This is a genomic window from Enterococcus sp. DIV0294, assembly GCF_050558155.1.
Lineage (GTDB): Bacteria > Bacillota > Bacilli > Lactobacillales > Enterococcaceae > Enterococcus > Enterococcus faecalis.
The window spans coordinates 548,630-565,045 of record NZ_CP187889.1 but is presented as its reverse complement, the minus strand read 5'-3'; the positions used below and the strand labels follow the sequence as shown (position 1 = coordinate 565,045).

The following is a 16,416-nucleotide window of genomic DNA, read 5'->3' as shown; positions in this document are numbered from 1 at the left end:
CTAATTTTTTCTTTTTTTATTTTTTGTTATGCCAAAGCTAATAGCCACTATAAGGACAATTAAACCTGCGATCATGTAAAGTGGATTTACTGTTGTATTAGTCATTGGTAAATGAATTCCTTTACTTGCTGATTTTCCAAAATTGACTGGGTTCGTTGGCGCTTGATGATTTGTAGGCATCAACGGTTTCTTCGGTTTTAGCGGTTGTTTAGGTTCAGGTTTTTTTGGATCTTCTGGCGTTGGTGCAGGCGGTGTCACTGTTGGTTTGTTGGAATGCAACACGTCACCTTCATTGCCAAAGTTTAAGTCGGCTTGGTTGGGAATCCCACCTTGTTCAATATAAGGCGCTAATTCTTCATCGGTTGCGCCGTCTTTAATTTTAGTGGTAATAGTCATTGTGTACGTATGTCCAGCTAAGTATGAGTAGCTGTCTGCTTGTTTGTTCATTTCAAAAGTTACTTTGTTATTTTCTTGTGTTACTGTGCCGTTAGCTGTAACATCTTTGCCATTTTCATCTGTGATTTTTACATCAGTGATATCTAGCACTTTATTAATGTCATCCACCATGCTAGCTTGGGTCCACGTGCTTGTTTCGTTGCCAAAGGCTGTTTTGACATTCCATTTAAATTCTTGGTCACGGTTGGTTAAATCTAAGTGATCTTGACCTTCGATATCTTTTGTAATCGTTGGATCTTCTGGCGTTGGTGCAGGCGGTGTCACTGTTGGTTTGTTGGAATGCAACACGTCACCTTCATTGCCAAAGTTTAAGTCGGCTTGGTTGGGAATCCCACCTTGTTCAATATAAGGCGCTAATTCTTCGTCCGTTGCGTCAGTTTTAATTTTAGTGGTAATAGTCATTGTGTATGTATGACCAGCTAAGTAAGAGTAGCTGTCATCTTTTTTGTTCATAGTAAAAGTTACTTTGTTATTTTCTTGTGTTACTATGCCATTATCTGTAACATCTTTGCCATTTTCATCAGTAACTTTCACGTCTGCAATGTCTAACACTTTATTAATGTCATCCACCATGCTGGCTTGGGTCCATGTGCTTGTTTCGTTACCAAAAGCTGCTTTGACGTTCCATTTGAATGCTTGGTCACGATTAGTTAAGTCTAAATGTTCTTGGCCTTCGATATCTTTTGTAATCGTTGGATCAACTGGCGGCGGTGTTACGGTTGGTTTGTTGGAGTGTAACACGTCTCCTTCATTGCCAAAGTTTAAGTCGGCTTGGTTGGGAATGCCGCCTTGTTGGATATAAGGCGCTAATTCTTCGTCCGTTACGTCAGCTTTAATTTTAGTGGTGATGGTCATTGTGTATGTGTGACCACTCAAATAGTCATAGCTGTCTGCTTGTTTGTTCATTTCAAAAGTTACTTTGTTATTTTCTTGTGTTACTTTGCCATTAGCTGTAACATCTTTACCATTTTCATCTGTGACTTTTACATCAGTGATATCTAGCACTTTATTAATGTCATCCACCATGCTAGCTTGGGTCCACGTGCTTGTTTCGTTGCCAAAGGCTGTTTTGACGTTCCATTTAAATTCTTGGTCACGGTTAGTTAAGTCTAAATGTTCTTGGCCTTCGATATCTTTTGTAATCGTTGGATCTTCTGGCGTTGGTGCAGGCGGTGTTACGGTTGGCTTGTTGGAATGTAACACGTCACCTTCGTTGCCAAAGTTCAAGTCGGCTTTGTTGGGAATGCCACCTTGTTCAATATAAGGTGCTAATTCTTCATCGGTTGCGCCGTCTTTGATTTTAGTAGTAATGGTCATTGTGTACGTATGACCACTTAAATAGTCATAGCTGTCTGCTTGTTTGTTCATTTCAAAAGTTACTTTGTTATTTTCTTGTGTTACTGTGCCATTGGCTGTAACATCTTTACCATTTTCATCTGTGACAACGACTTTTTGGATATCTAATAATTGGTTAATATCATCTACTAAACTGGCTTGTTGCCAAGTACTTGTTTCGTTACCAAAGGCTGTTTTGACATGCCAATCGAAACTATCTTCACGATTGGTTAAATCTAAGTGCTCTTGATTTTCGATATCTTTTGTAATCGTTGGATCTTCTGGCGTCACGTCACACGCATGCGCATTGTCATTTTTAGGAATCGTCGCTTCTGGAAATTCCTTAGCAATTGTCCCTTGATTCATTGTCCCACTACTTACAAGGATTGCTGCATCAATCGCTGTATTTTCTTTGACTTCGTAGTGAATCGTGATGTTTCCTACGTAACCTTCTGTACTAGTTGCTGAAATGGTTTGTCCGTTAATTTGAACAGGCACATCATTTCCAGCATCGTCCGTAGCGGTCGCCGATTGAATGTCAAATTGATCAGCAATTGTTAATGAAGCTGTTGCTGGTGTCGATTGCGCCAGACGATCTTTGACAATTTGTTTTAATTGGGTTGTAAAATCATCAATAGATTGGCTTGTAATAAAATCTTCTGGTGTGCTAGATCCTTGTTGCAACTCTTGTTTTACAAAAGGACCCACTTCTGTTTTATATTTATCAAAGTATGAATTCACTGAACTTAAAGATTCAACACTTTCCCAATACGCATTAATCATTTCATAGCCTTGGTTAGTAATTTCTTGGTTTAACGCTAAAACTTCTGCTGCTGCACCTTGGTAGTCATTACTATATTCCACTGAGACTTGAAGAGGATGTCTTGGATCTGGATATTCATTGATTGAATCATTGGTATTGGTTTTATGCAAGTAACCATCTAAACGTGTATTAGCAACCCCATCTGTCACTAATAGGAAATACGTTTTTCGATTCGTTAAATCTCCGTGTGTTTGATTGTACGTATCTAAAGCGAGTTTCAATCCTGGGGCGGTTGGCGTACCATCATACGTCCGAACGTCTCCAAAACCAGAGACAAATTGGCTTTTATCATAAGTCAATTGCGTATTGACGCGCACATTCATATCATAATCAGCTGAATTAATTTTTGTCTTTCCATCAGGAAACATAAATTGTTTTCCGCCACGATACGAAGCCAGCATCACGCGGTCTTGATCAGATAAACCTTGAACCACTTCATCAATCGCTTGTCTTACATGTGGAAAATTATCTGAAAAACTACCACTGGCATCTTCAACCACCACTAAATCAACCGGTTCCGTTTCACCCGCTTGAACTGGGAAAGCAGCTTGTCCTTCCAATATCCGTTTACAATCAGCTAGACTGTCGTCTTTCACTTTCACCGTATTGGTCATTCCTTCTGTATCTCCTGCTTTAACCACTCCTTCGGCTAAAGCCAATGTGGGACTGAAATTTCCCACAACTGTTCCAGCGACAATCACCATTGTCGATAATAATTTCGTTGCTTTCTTAAACATTTTAATCCTCCCTATTTTCTTTCGCCAGTGTTTGGGACACTTGCTTCTCTTTACTTCAACTACAGCTCCTTAAATCTTTCATCAAGTCGATGTGTCTCCTTGCTTTTGTGACACATCTCTTACTCAATTTCTGATTCTATCACCTTTAAAGGCTAAAACTTGGCAGTATTCGGCTCTTGAAAACGTAAAATTTGTCTTTTAAAAATTAATGAAAAGACTATCCACTGACAAAGTTGGTTTTCACTTACTTTTTGCTACTTGATTCCTTTTAAGACTCTTTTTTTACACAAAAAAAGTAAAAGAACCTTTACAGTTCTTTTACTTAATTGTTAGATGCTATTCATAATTTTCTTAGTTTTGTTCTATAAGCTGAATAGTTTAGCCCGTTTATTTCAACAATATTTGACGTTAGTCAGCCGTTTCGTTATAGTTAAAGAAAAGGCTTTTTGGTAGGAGTGAATACGATGAATGAGTGGCCCCATCAGTTAATGACGCTTTTAACCCCACTTTTTGAGCTATGTATTTTAGGACTGAATGTTTTTTCGATTATTGTTTTAGTTTGGGGTGTTTGTTTAGCAGGAAAAGATTTCATTAAAAGTGAACGACAAAATCAAAGCCGCTTTACCTTAACCAAAATGAATACGTTCATCAAAAACTTCCTTGGTAGCTACATTCTGTTAAGTTTAGAAATTTTAATTGCTGCTGATATTATTGAATCCATTGTCAAACCAACTTTTCAAGATATTTTGAAATTGGCAACCTTGGTAATCATCCGTACAGTTATTTCTTATTTCTTACATAAAGAAATTGAAGACACTATGACCGATATGGAACAACAAGAAAAAGAACCAGATACCCCAAAAAATTAGCGGGTACGCTGGTTCTTTTTTTATTTAATCGCTTTAAAATAATGAAGTGGTTCGTTAGACAAACGCTGCATTTTACGTTTTTTATCTTCAATAATTGCTAAAATCTCGTCTGAAAAATTTTCCAAAATAACACGACCGCCTTTATAGGTGTGACCACCCATTTCAGCAACTTCGCTGGCCGTCAAAATGACTTTACGATGCGCAATTTTTTTGAAAAATTCTTCAATTAAGTACGTCGGTAAGTAAAAATTATTTTGAGCAGAAAATGATTCCAAATAAATAAAATCATCGATGCTGATGAAACAATCATCCATCGATAAGTATTCAATTGATCTGTCTATATATAATTCACGCTTTTGTAAAATTTCTTTGACTTTTTTATTTAATAAATTCAATGATTCAATTTCTTTAACCAAATGTTCTAGTTCACGATAACGTACTTCTTTTCGCTCTTTGTAAGATGAATGTAAGGCGGCACTTGCTGTGACTATTAGCGCACCGACGATTACACCGACCATTCCGGCGATAAAAACAAACATATTTTTCCCCTCGCTCTTTTCTAATTTTCCATTTTAGTATAACATAATCCAAAAGTTTCGGATAAAAAATGACACAAAATTTTTCAAGCGACTTCGTTGACCTTTATTGACCAAAGAGGTATACTTTTCATAGGCATTCAAAGTGCTTTGTGATAGAATGACTTTAAAAGTTTCTTTATATAGGAGGATTTACTTATGAATTTAATTCCAACAGTTATTGAACAATCATCTCGCGGTGAACGTGCTTATGACATTTACTCTCGTTTATTAAAAGACCGCATCATTATGCTAAGCGGCCCTATCGATGATAACGTGGCAAACTCAGTGATTGCACAGTTATTATTCTTAGATGCCCAAGATTCAGAAAAAGACATTTACTTGTACATTAACTCTCCTGGTGGTAGCGTTTCTGCAGGCTTAGCGATTTTCGATACCATGAATTTCGTTAAAGCGGATGTCCAAACTATCGTATTAGGAATGGCGGCTTCAATGGGTAGCTTCTTATTAACAGCTGGTCAAAAAGGCAAACGTTTCGCTTTACCAAATGCGGAAATCATGATTCACCAACCACTTGGTGGCGCTCAAGGGCAAGCAACAGAAATTGAAATTGCTGCTCGTCACATTTTAGACACTCGTCAACGTTTAAATTCAATTTTAGCTGAACGAACTGGCCAACCAATTGAAGTGATTGAACGTGATACCGATCGTGATAACTATATGACTGCCGAACAAGCAAAAGAATATGGTTTAATCGATGAAGTAATGGAAAATAGTAGCGCCTTAAATTAAAAATAAAAAAATGGAAACAGCAACAGTCGCTGTTTCCATTTTTTTTATTTTTCAATGTATCCACGTAATTCTTCTTCAGTGACACTTTCGTCAAAGATATGCTCACCAATGATGATCGTTGGTACAAATTGAATGTGCGCCGCATTGGCTTCAGCAATCACTGCGGAAACAAGCGTTGCATCTTTTTGTTCTTTTAAGCCCAGATTTTTTTCAGCATACGTCGCTACTTCTTCTAAGGTTAAGTTTCCCCATTCATCTTGCGTAGCAAACATTTTATGCAATGCTGACAGCGCTTGTTCAGGCGCTGAATAGTCAATGTAGTGATGCATCACATTGCCGCGTTGTAAACTTTCTTTTTCTTTATCAAACAACTTAATGATACGTTCAACTTTACCACTTTTGACAGATTGTGCTAACAGTTCCTCAGACTCTTCAAACCATTTTCTGCAATAAGGACAGCGAACATTGATAAATTCTATCATTTTGACAGGGGCATTGCTCTCACCAATGTGAAGCCCTGTTTCTGTGTTAACTTTTGTTGCATCAATTACTGAAATATCCATAAAAACCTCATCCTTTCAAACCTTTATTTCTCTTTTAGTATACCGTTTTTCAATAAAAAAATCATAAGACACGAATTCAAATTTTCTGAATTCGTGCCTCTGTTCACTTTTTTAACGATTAATCGAACGAGCCATTCTAGCAACAGTATGTCTTTTCCCACGTATCGCATCAGAAAGCTCTTTAATATTTTCAATACCAACTAAGCCCATATTGGCATCGCCAATATGTTGAATATCTACGCCTAAAATTTTATTTCTAATGCCGATTGCTTGGATAACTTCAGGTTGAGCACTTTCTTGTGAAGTTCCAATGGCACTCATAACTAATTTTCCTTTTGAATGTGCAAAATCCACAACTTCTTTGACTTGTTGATCATCGATGCCCCAAACCGTGCCGACTGCTGGGACTAAGACAATATCAGCACCCGCTTCAATAAATTGTTCAGCTGATTTTAAACTGACCACTGGTTCATCTACGCCTGAACTGTGCATTTTTCCGGCAATAATGATGCCGTCAAAATGTTTTTTGGCTAAGGCCACGTTCTTAGCAATCAAGTCGTTGGTCACGCCAGTTCCTGGATTACCTGTCAATAAGATAAAATCCAAACCCAGTTCATTGGCTTTTTTGAAAGTAGCTGCTGATGCTTTTCTACCTGGTTCAATCGAAACTCTCGTTGAAGCTAAGTCTAAATTTTCATCAACAGGTTCGACATTCATGCCAATCGGTAAACCGACTAGTTCTTTCAAACGATGAACAACCTCATCATTAGGGACACATGTTTCCGCAGTATATTGCCCTTCATAAGCGGCTACTACAATCGGTTGATTAACATCGAAAACATTCAATAAAATCATGTCTGCGCCATATGCTTTTGACATTTCCGCACAAGTGATATCACCTGCTACGGATGGATGAACTACCACATTTTCCGATAAAATTACGCGCCCTTCGCTCGCTTTAATACTCTGAAACAGCTCTTCTTTTGACATCCGTTTGATTTCTGATGCATTTGCACTAATTAATCGTTGAACCATTTTGACCCCTCCAATAGTTTTTAATGTTTTAGTTAAAAACAGCAATAAGTAATCGCTTGCATTTTATTACATGCAACATTCGTGCCAACGTCGTTTCTTTAAACCACAGGTCAACACTACATTTCAGTGCTACACACTTTTTACACACTTTAATTTTTTTTACACGCTTAAAGAAAAAGTGAAGGATAGCACTTCAAACGGAAATGTTATTCTTCACTTCTGGAGCAGAAAAGTTACGCACTTTTTTCTCGTAATTTTTCTGCAAATTCATTAATTTTTCGAATACGATGATTAATACCTGACTTAGAAATAGCTCCTGAAGGAATCATTTCCCCTAGTTCTTTGAGACTAACTTCCGGATACTCTAACCGTAATTCTGCGATTTCCTGAAGTTTCTCCGGTAATGACGTCAGCCCTACTGTACTTTCAATAAATTGAATATTTTCAATTTGTTTTGAAGCCGCATCAATGGTTTTATTTAAATTCGCTGTTTCGCAATTCACTAAACGATTTACTGAATTCCGCATATCACGGACAATCCGGACATCTTCAAATTTCAACATAGAGTTCGTGGCACCAATTAATGTTAAAAAGTCGGCAATTTTTTCAGCACCTTTTAAATAACAAATATACCCATTTCGGCGTCCCAATGTTCGAGCGTTTAAGTCATAGTAATTCAACATCTTACAAATATCATTATTGTGTTCTTCATAAATTGAAAAAATTTCTAAATGATAGCGACTTGTTTCCGGATTATTAACTGAGCCAGAAGCCATAAAGGCCCCGCGTAAATAGGAACGCATTTTTTGCGCGTTACCCATGATTTCATTTGACACATTGCCATTAAAAACGACCCCATCCATAATATCCAAATCAGCTAGAATTTTTTGTGTATCTTGTTTTAGACGCACAATGTAAACATTATTTTTCTTTAGTTTCATTTTTTTACGAACTAATAATTCTGCTTGTGCATGGTAATGATCTTTCAGCAATGAATACATTCGACGAGCAATTGCAGCATTTTCCGTTTGTACATTCAAGACAAACTGTTGATTAACTAAGCTAAGTGAGCCGTTCATCCGAATTAATGCTGCTAATTCTGCTTTCGCGTGTTCTCGATGGACTTCTAAACCAGTTAACTCTTTTTTGACATCCGAGGCAAAAGACATCTAAGCTCCTCCTCTCTTGATTCTTTTGATTAATTAATATTTCGTTCCAAATACGATACGGAAAAGTTCTTCAACAACTTTTTCCCCATCATGAAAAACTCCGCCATCTCTTAATTCTAAAAAGTCTGTCGAAATGACTCGGCATCCTTCTTCACGTAATCCTTGAAAATCATGCTTTACTTGAACCAAATATTCATCATAAATTTCAGGATCCATGTAATTTTCTGGTACTTTTTCTGTATTAACCAGCACTGTATCAACAAACTGCGCTTGTAGATGTTCGTTTAAGACACGAACATGATCTGCATCCGTAAAATGTTCCGTTTCCCCTTTTTGGGTCATGATGTTACAAATATAGACTACTTCCGCAGCTGTTTGTTTGATGGCTTCACCAATTTCTGTAATAACTAAATTAGGTAAAATACTTGTAAAAAGACTCCCTGGTCCTAACACGACCATGTCTGCTTCTTCAATTGCTTTGACGACTTTGCGCGCAGCTCTTGGCTGTTCTTCTCCGTGTGTATTTGTTACAAACACATGGTCAATTGTCTTGCGATCCAGTGCAATTTTTGATTCTCCCACCGCCACTGAGCCATCTTTAAATACGGCATGTAACGTTAATGGCCGTTCTGATGATGGATAAATCCGTCCATCAACATGCATCATTTTTGAAAGCAATTGAATCGCTTCATACGTGCTTCCTCTCATTTCTGAGACAGCAGCAATGATTAAATTACCGATTGCATGATTGGCAAAATGACTATCTGATTTATCAAAACGATATTGAAAAATATCTTCATATAATTGTGGCATATCTGACAATGCAACTAAAACATTTCTTAAATCTCCCGGAGGTGTCATGTTATTAATAGAGGAACGAAGCTCGCCACTACTACCGCCATCATCAGCGACCGTTACGACGGCAGTAATATCAACACTTTGATTTCTTAAACTTTTTAAAATTACTGGCAAGCCTGTTCCACCACCAACAACCACAATCTTCGGTTTACGAATTCGATAGGTTTTCATTAAGAGCGATTAACCGTTTCTTTTCTTTTTAAGCGGTCGCGGTGGGTAATATTTACATGGTAATCTTCCTCTTTTAATTCAGCGCCAACACGTTCTGTCAATGCAACAGAGCGATGTTGTCCGCCAGTACAGCCAATTGCAATGGTAACGCTACTTTTACCTTCTTTTTTATATCCAGGTAAGACTGTTCGCAGTAAATCGATAAATTTTGTATAAAATTCATCTGTTTCTGGGAAGCCCATCACATAATCATAAACAGGTTGATCCATTCCAGTTAACGGCCGTAGTTCATCAATATAATGGGGGTTAGGTAAAAAGCGAACATCCATGACGATATCTGCATCAATCGGCAAGCCATATTTAAAGCCGAAGGACACCATTTCCACTCGAAATTCGTGTGTCTCTCTCGTTGCTAGTTCTTTATTCAAACGTTCCCGCAATTGACGAGGGGACAAGTCCGTGGTATCAATAACCAACTGAGCATCCGCCTTGATTTCTTCCAGCATTGCACGTTCTTTACGAATACCTTCTGTCACTAAACCATCCATCGCCATTGGATGCGCACGCCGTGTCTCTTTATAACGAGAAACCAATTCTTCATCGGTGGCATCTAAAAATAAAATCGTTGTATCAATAAAATTAGTATTTTCAAGTTCGACTAACATATCCTGAATTTCTCTAAAGAAGGTCCGTGAACGTAAATCAATCACTAACGCAATCTTGGTAACTTTTCCAGATTCTTTAATTAATTCCCAAAATTTTGGGATTAAGCTTGGTGGTAAATTGTCGATACAGAAATAGCCCATGTCTTCAAAGCTTTGAACAGCGACTGTTTTTCCAGCGCCACTCATTCCTGTAATAATAACCAGTTGTAAATTTTCTGGCATATTCAACACTCCCTTCACTTGCATCACTATATTATAACACCCCGGGCGTATCAAAGAAAGCTTTTCAATCATTCTTATAAAGATTTCTATTCTTTCATAGAAAAACAGCATTGACATTTTTGTCAACGCTGTTTTAATTGCTGAATTATGCTATATAACTGTGTGTTATTTTAATACAAACTCAATTTCTGTTTTATCAGTAAAATTAGCTTCAAACTCAAATTGTTTTACTTGTTCATTCACGGCTAACTTTTTCGTAATGTGTTCTTTAATTTGTTCATTTGTAGCTGTTTTGATTGACAATCCACCTAAAAGAGTCATGATTTTGTCTTGTGCTGCCTTACCTTCTAATTCTAAATCAGCAGATTCATCTTCATACGTTGCTTCAATTGTTCCGTTCGATTTTATTTCATAGGTGAACTCAATTTCATTTTCGTCGTATTCGATTTCTACGTCAATCTCTTGAAGACTTGCAACAGTCGGTGTCGGTGTGGTTAGTTCATTGTCTGCTGTTTCATGGTCCCCACCAACTTCAGGAGTTACAGTTTCCCACTTAAAGGTACCAATTTTAGCTGTTGCTAGATAGGGATTATTAATGGTAATGACTTTCAATTGAAGGTCTGAATGGTTGGCGATATCTGTTAAAATCCCCAGAGCCTGATATGTATTTTGTGTAAAACGTGTCGCAATATTTTGCGCATCAATTGTGGAATAGCCTAATGTTTCCCAGGTGATTTGTTGCTTTAATTCCTGATGAACGGCTTGTACTGTCGCCGGCTCCAATTGAATGCCCGTTGCTTCTTTTAAGTCTTTCTTGGTAAAACTCATTACTTTTTCATGGTCTGATTGTGAAATTAAAGTAGCTGCTTCCATTGTGTTACTATGTACAAAAGGTGTGATTCCGATAGCTAAGACCATTCCTGCTGTTAATAAACTTGTTGTTATTTTTTTGTTTTTCATTTAAGACTTCCCTTCGTGTTCATTGTTATTTTGTTAACAAACATAGTATATCTTTTAATTACACATTAAGCCAACATTTATTTTTAATTTTTATTAAAAAATATTTGTTATTTTATAATAAAAGAACCTTGTTTCCCATAAAAACAAGGTTCTTTATCTAATCATTAATGTTTATTTCAGAACACGTTTTAAATAATATCCTGTGTAACTGTCTTTGACTTTAGCAACTTCTTCTGGTGTTCCTGTCGCCACGATCGTCCCACCACCGTCGCCACCTTCTGGCCCTAGATCAATCACATGATCCGCAGATTTGATGACATCTAAGTTATGTTCAATCACTAAAACGGTATTGCCCGCTTCCACTAAACGCTCTAATACTAGAAGCAATCGCGCAATATCATCGGTATGCAAGCCTGTTGTTGGTTCATCCAGAATATAAAAGTTTTTCCCATTAGAATTTTTATGAAGTTCACTCGCTAGCTTCATCCGCTGTGCTTCTCCACCAGATAAAGTAGTTGCTGGCTGCCCCAATGTCACATAGCCTAAGCCTACATCCACAATTGTTTGCAATTTACGATGAATTTTAGGGATATGTTTGAAAAATTCTACGGCATCTTCCACCGTCATATCTAAAATATCAGAAATGTTTTTGCCTTTATAATGAACTTCTAACGTCTCAGAATTATAACGTTTGCCATGACAAACTTCGCAAGGCACATAGACATCAGGTAAAAAGTGCATTTCAATTTTGATGATACCATCCCCGCGACAAGCTTCACAACGGCCACCTTTGACGTTAAAACTAAAGCGGCCTTTTTTATAGCCACGAACCTTGGCTTCATTTGTTTGGGCAAACAAATCGCGAATGTCATCAAAAACACTAGTATAAGTCGCTGGATTACTTCTTGGTGTTCGACCAATTGGACTTTGGTCAATGTCAACAATCTTTTCAATGGCTTCATAACCAGTGATGCTTTTGTGTTTCCCAGGTTTATTGGAATTACGATTTAATTTTTGGGCCAGCGCTTTTTTCAAAATTTGATTGACTAAAGTACTTTTCCCTGAACCTGAAACGCCTGTGACAGCAACAAATTCACCCAGCGGAAATTCAACACTGACATTTTTTAAATTATTTTCACTGGCACCAGTGACTTTGATCGCTTTGCCATTACCTTTGCGACGTTCTTTTGGTACAGGAATCACTTTTTTCCCAGAAAGATATTGTCCAGTCAATGAATGCGGATTTTTAGCAACCTCTTCCGGCGTACCAGCGGCTACAATTTCACCGCCCAGATGTCCAGCGCCAGGTCCCACATCAATCAAGTAATCCGAAGCCATCATTGTATCTTCATCATGTTCCACCACAATTAATGTATTGCCTAAGTCCCGCATTTTTTTCAATGAGTCAATCAAGCGGTCGTTATCTCGTTGATGCAAACCAATTGATGGTTCATCTAAAATGTAAAGAACGCCTGATAAGTTTGATCCAATTTGTGTTGCTAAGCGAATTCTTTGTGCTTCTCCGCCAGAAAGTGTGCCGGCAGCTCGACTTAAGGTTAAGTAATCTAACCCGACATTTTTTAAGAAGGTTAACCGATCTTCGACTTCTTTTAAAATTGGCCGAGCAATCGTTGTTTCTTGTTCAGATAAAGACACACCTTCAAAAAATTGGACCGCATTTTTTATTGCTAATTCACTGACTTCACCAATGTGCGTGCCATTGATTTTTACAGCTAAAGCTTGCGGATTCAAACGATACCCTTGACAGCTTCGACAAGTCAATTCTGTCATGTATAACCGCATTTGATCTCGTGTAAAATCGCTATTTGTTTCATGATAACGTCGTTTAATATTTTTTAAAATCCCTTCAAATGGCACTTCCACATCACGAACACCACCAAAGTCATTTTCATAATGAAAATGAAAGTTTTTCTCGCCAGAACCATTTAAAATAATTTCTTGTTGGTCTGAAGGTAATTCTTCAAACGGCGTATCCATATCAATCCCAAAACTGGTGGCTGCTTGCTCCAACATTTGTGGATAATATTGGGAACTAATAGGGTTCCACGGAACAATGGCTCCTTCTCTCAAGGTTTTAGTGGGATCTGGAATCACTAAGTCTTTGTCCACTTCTAATTTAACACCTAAACCATCACAATCGGGACAAGCGCCAAATGGTGCATTAAATGAAAACAAGCGCGGTTCCAATTCACCGACTGTGAACCCACAATAAGGACAAGCATAATGTTCACTAAACAACATCTCTTCTTGACCAATCACATCAACAATTGCGTAACCTTCAGCTAAACGCAAAGCCGCTTCAAACGAATCAAACAACCGAGAGCGAATGCCTTCTTTCACAACGATACGGTCAATCACAATCGCAATATCATGTTTTTTATTTTTTTCAAGTTCTGGTGCCTCACTAACATCATAGGTTTCACCATCCACCCGCATTCTGACATACCCTTCACGTTGGATCATTTCAAACACTTTTTTATGTTGGCCTTTTTTCTTGACCACAACAGGGGCCAAAATTTGAATTTTTGTTCGCTCTGGTAGCTCTAAGACTTTATCAACCATCTGTTCAACAGACTGACTGGTAATTTCAATATGATCGTTAGGACAAATTGGATGACCTACCCGAGCAAATAACAATCGTAAATAATCATTGATTTCTGTGACCGTCCCCACCGTTGAGCGTGGGTTTTTACTTGTCGTCTTTTGATCAATTGAAATAGCTGGACTTAAACCATCGATGCTGTCAACATCTGGTTTATCCATCTGCCCCAAAAATTGTCGCGCATAAGCAGAGAGACTCTCTACATAACGTCGTTGCCCTTCTGCGTAAAGCGTATCAAACGCTAATGAACTTTTGCCAGAACCAGATAGTCCAGTTACAACAACCATTTTGTCACGAGGAATCGTGACATCAATATTTTTTAAGTTATGGGCGCGTGCACCATGAATCACAATTTTATCATTTGCCATATATGTTCTCCTTTTACTAAATCTCTTACGTCAAATCATTTCAAGTCATTCTATAGAGAAAAGATTAGTAAAAGATACGATGGTTCATCGTATCTTTTACTTAATCCGTTGGTTGACTTATTTGGCAGCTTTCAATTCAAGAATGGTATCTCGTAATGTGGCTGCAGTTTCGAAGTCTAATGCTTTGGCCGCATCTTTCATTTCTCTTTCAAGTTTCATTAATAAATCAGCTTTTTCTTGTCTTGATAAATCTTCATATGATTTATCCAATTGAACCACTGTTTCATCTTTATCAGCTGTTTTGGAAATAGAAATCAAATCACGAATTTCTTTAATAATTGTTTTTGGTTCAATGCCATGTTCTTCATTATATGCTTCTTGGATTGCCCGACGTCGTGCCGTTTCATCCATAGCTCGTTGCATCGAATCGGTGATTTTATCTGCATACATAATGACTTTTCCTTCGGCGTTCCGGGCAGCCCGTCCCATCGTTTGCACTAACGAGCGTTCACTACGTAAGAAGCCTTCTTTATCCGCATCTAGAATCGCAATTAAGGAAACTTCTGGCACATCGATTCCTTCACGTAATAAGTTAATACCAATTAGAATATCAAATTCGCCTAATCGTAAATCGCGAATAATCTCCGTTCTTTCCAGTGTTTTTATATCACTATGCAAATATTTAACTTTTAAGCCTAATTCTTTGAAATAGTCGGTTAAATCTTCGGCCATTTTCTTCGTTAAGGTTGTGACAAACACCCGCTGATCTTTTTCGATCCGTTCATTAATTTCGCCCACCAAGTCATCAATTTGACCCATAATTGGGCGGATTTCTACTTCTGGATCTAGTAAACCTGTTGGTCGAATGATTTGTTGAACAACAGTCTCTGTTTGTTCCATTTCATAAGGGCCTGGTGTTGCCGATACATAAACAATTTGGTTTACATGTTGTTCAAATTCTTCTAAACGAAGCGGTCGGTTATCAAGTGCACTTGGTAAACGGAAACCATAGTCCACTAACATTTGTTTCCGTGCTCGGTCGCCATTATACATTCCTCTAATTTGCGGCATTGTTACATGAGACTCATCGATTACAAGTAAGAAGTCATCTGGGAAAAAGTCCAACAGCGTATACGGCGGCTCTCCCTCTTGGCGACCGTCCATATGTCGAGAGTAATTCTCAATCCCTGACGTATAGCCCATCTCTCTCATCATCTCAATATCATAGTTAGTTCGCTGTTCCAAACGTTGGGCTTCCAATAATTTGTTTTCACTGCGAAGCACTTTCAAACGTGCCTCTAATTCTTCTTGGATCTGCGATATGGCGTGTTCCATATGTTCTTCGTTCGTCACGAAGTGTGTTGCCGGAAAAATAGCGACATGCTCTGTTTCGCCGACAATTTCACCAGTTAACGCATCTACTTCACGAATTCGATCAATTTCGTCTCCGAAAAATTCAACACGTAGCGCATGCTCATCTCGTGAAGCTGGGAATATCTCAACCACATCACCGCGGACACGAAAACGCCCCCGTTGAAAATCAATATCATTTCGTTCGAATTGAATATCGACTAAGCTTTTTAGTAACTCATTACGATCCATTTCCATTCCCACACGTAATGAAACAACTTGTTGACTGTATTCCCGCGGATCCCCTAAACCAAAAATACAAGAAACTGATGCTACCACGATGACATCGTTTCGTTCCAATAAAGAACTTGTCGCTGAATGGCGTAGTTTATCAATTTCATCATTAATACTGGAATCTTTTTCAATATATGTATCACTTGAGGGTACATATGCTTCTGGTTGATAATAATCATAGTAACTGACAAAATACTCGACCGCATTATCTGGGAAAAATTCTTTAAATTCCCCGTATAATTGTCCAGCTAGTGTTTTATTATGTGCAATCACTAATGTTGGTTTGTTCACTTCTTGAATCACATTAGAGATTGTAAATGTTTTACCTGTTCCGGTCGCTCCAAGTAAAATTTGAGCTTTTTCTCCACCTTTGACACCGTCAACTAGTTCAGCAATAGCGGCTGGCTGATCTCCGGCAGGCTCATATTTAGAAGCCAAATGAAAGGTATTGGAAGTTTCTCTTTCGATCATTTATAACTCCCCCTCAAAGTGTCTAATTTCTCTTAAATTATCGGCCCATTCTGGCAGAATGTCCACTTATTAGTTTAACATACCGAACATATTTTCGCCACTTTTGCTGTTTCGGACTT

General features: G+C 38.0%; 12 protein-coding genes. 2 read left to right on the top strand and 10 right to left on the bottom strand.

The features are described 5' to 3' along the window. A complete protein-coding gene (locus IGJ20_RS02790) occupies positions 1-3,351 on the bottom strand; it encodes an isopeptide-forming domain-containing fimbrial protein (RefSeq protein ID WP_202522343.1) in 3,351 nt (1,116 codons plus the stop codon). A gap of 464 nt (positions 3,352-3,815) precedes the next feature. Between IGJ20_RS02790 and IGJ20_RS02785 the strand changes: the two genes are divergently transcribed. Beyond that, positions 3,816-4,220, top strand: coding sequence for a DUF1622 domain-containing protein (locus IGJ20_RS02785; protein ID WP_002383026.1), 405 nt, complete (start codon positions 3,816-3,818; stop codon positions 4,218-4,220). A gap of 20 nt (positions 4,221-4,240) precedes the next feature. Here the strand turns inward: IGJ20_RS02785 and IGJ20_RS02780 are convergent, their stop codons facing one another. Next, entirely contained in the window at positions 4,241-4,759 is a 519-nt protein-coding gene (locus IGJ20_RS02780) for a hypothetical protein (RefSeq protein ID WP_002355635.1), read from the bottom strand. Positions 4,760-4,954: 195 nt separating this feature from the next. Here IGJ20_RS02780 and clpP point away from each other — a divergent pair, with 195 nt between their 5' ends. Continuing rightward, positions 4,955-5,548, top strand: a complete 594-nt coding sequence (gene clpP / locus IGJ20_RS02775; RefSeq protein WP_002355633.1) for an ATP-dependent Clp endopeptidase proteolytic subunit ClpP — start codon at positions 4,955-4,957, stop codon at positions 5,546-5,548. A 44-nt stretch (positions 5,549-5,592) separates the two neighbouring features. Here clpP and IGJ20_RS02770 read toward each other — a convergent pair whose 3' ends face one another. The 8 genes from IGJ20_RS02770 to uvrB all read right to left on the bottom strand — a co-directional run bounded on the left by IGJ20_RS02770 (position 5,593) and on the right by uvrB (position 16,297). Then, positions 5,593-6,111: a DsbA family protein gene (locus tag IGJ20_RS02770; protein WP_002361283.1), complete on the bottom strand. Its 519-nt coding sequence runs from the start codon at positions 6,109-6,111 to the stop codon at positions 5,593-5,595. Between the two features lie 111 nt (positions 6,112-6,222). Continuing rightward, the gene (locus tag IGJ20_RS02765; RefSeq protein ID WP_002358737.1) at positions 6,223-7,146 is read right to left on the bottom strand and encodes a PEP phosphonomutase; all 924 of its coding nucleotides are present in this window, start codon (positions 7,144-7,146) and stop codon (positions 6,223-6,225) included. A gap of 233 nt (positions 7,147-7,379) precedes the next feature. Then, the gene (whiA, locus tag IGJ20_RS02760; protein ID WP_002358736.1) at positions 7,380-8,315 is read right to left on the bottom strand and encodes a DNA-binding protein WhiA; all 936 of its coding nucleotides are present in this window, start codon (positions 8,313-8,315) and stop codon (positions 7,380-7,382) included. Positions 8,316-8,348: 33 nt separating this feature from the next. Further along, on the bottom strand, positions 8,349-9,344 hold the full coding sequence (locus IGJ20_RS02755; RefSeq protein WP_002355627.1) for a gluconeogenesis factor YvcK family protein: 996 nt from the start codon (positions 9,342-9,344) through the stop codon (positions 8,349-8,351). Continuing rightward, complete coding sequence (rapZ, locus tag IGJ20_RS02750) at positions 9,344-10,231, bottom strand: RNase adapter RapZ (protein WP_002355625.1); 888 nt, start codon at positions 10,229-10,231, stop codon at positions 9,344-9,346. The genes IGJ20_RS02755 and rapZ overlap by 1 nt, the downstream gene beginning before the upstream one ends. Before the next feature lie 165 nt (positions 10,232-10,396). Beyond that, on the bottom strand, positions 10,397-11,191 hold the full coding sequence (locus tag IGJ20_RS02745; protein WP_142963828.1) for a YusW family protein: 795 nt from the start codon (positions 11,189-11,191) through the stop codon (positions 10,397-10,399). 171 nt (positions 11,192-11,362) lie between these two features. Further along, positions 11,363-14,182, bottom strand: a complete 2,820-nt coding sequence (gene uvrA, locus IGJ20_RS02740; RefSeq protein WP_016633056.1) for an excinuclease ABC subunit UvrA — start codon at positions 14,180-14,182, stop codon at positions 11,363-11,365. 117 nt (positions 14,183-14,299) lie between these two features. After that, complete coding sequence (gene uvrB / locus IGJ20_RS02735) at positions 14,300-16,297, bottom strand: excinuclease ABC subunit UvrB (RefSeq protein WP_002368045.1); 1,998 nt, start codon at positions 16,295-16,297, stop codon at positions 14,300-14,302. Positions 16,298-16,416: the final 119 nt, after the last annotated feature.

What these genes read in the sequence shown, in the direction of transcription:
- uvrA (WP_016633056.1), bottom strand. Translation starts at nt 14,182, where the DNA reads ATGGCAAATGATAAAATTGTGATTCATGGTGCACGCGCCCATAACTTA.
- rapZ (WP_002355625.1), bottom strand. Translation starts at nt 10,231, where the DNA reads ATGCCAGAAAATTTACAACTGGTTATTATTACAGGAATGAGTGGCGCT.
- uvrB (WP_002368045.1), bottom strand. Translation starts at nt 16,297, where the DNA reads ATGATCGAAAGAGAAACTTCCAATACCTTTCATTTGGCTTCTAAATAT.
- IGJ20_RS02790 (WP_202522343.1), bottom strand. Translation starts at nt 3,351, where the DNA reads ATGTTTAAGAAAGCAACGAAATTATTATCGACAATGGTGATTGTCGCT.
- IGJ20_RS02765 (WP_002358737.1), bottom strand. Translation starts at nt 7,146, where the DNA reads ATGGTTCAACGATTAATTAGTGCAAATGCATCAGAAATCAAACGGATG.
- whiA (WP_002358736.1), bottom strand. Translation starts at nt 8,315, where the DNA reads ATGTCTTTTGCCTCGGATGTCAAAAAAGAGTTAACTGGTTTAGAAGTC.
- IGJ20_RS02785 (WP_002383026.1), top strand. Translation starts at nt 3,816, where the DNA reads ATGAATGAGTGGCCCCATCAGTTAATGACGCTTTTAACCCCACTTTTT.
- IGJ20_RS02780 (WP_002355635.1), bottom strand. Translation starts at nt 4,759, where the DNA reads ATGTTTGTTTTTATCGCCGGAATGGTCGGTGTAATCGTCGGTGCGCTA.
- IGJ20_RS02755 (WP_002355627.1), bottom strand. Translation starts at nt 9,344, where the DNA reads ATGAAAACCTATCGAATTCGTAAACCGAAGATTGTGGTTGTTGGTGGT.
- IGJ20_RS02770 (WP_002361283.1), bottom strand. Translation starts at nt 6,111, where the DNA reads ATGGATATTTCAGTAATTGATGCAACAAAAGTTAACACAGAAACAGGG.
- clpP (WP_002355633.1), top strand. Translation starts at nt 4,955, where the DNA reads ATGAATTTAATTCCAACAGTTATTGAACAATCATCTCGCGGTGAACGT.
- IGJ20_RS02745 (WP_142963828.1), bottom strand. Translation starts at nt 11,191, where the DNA reads ATGAAAAACAAAAAAATAACAACAAGTTTATTAACAGCAGGAATGGTC.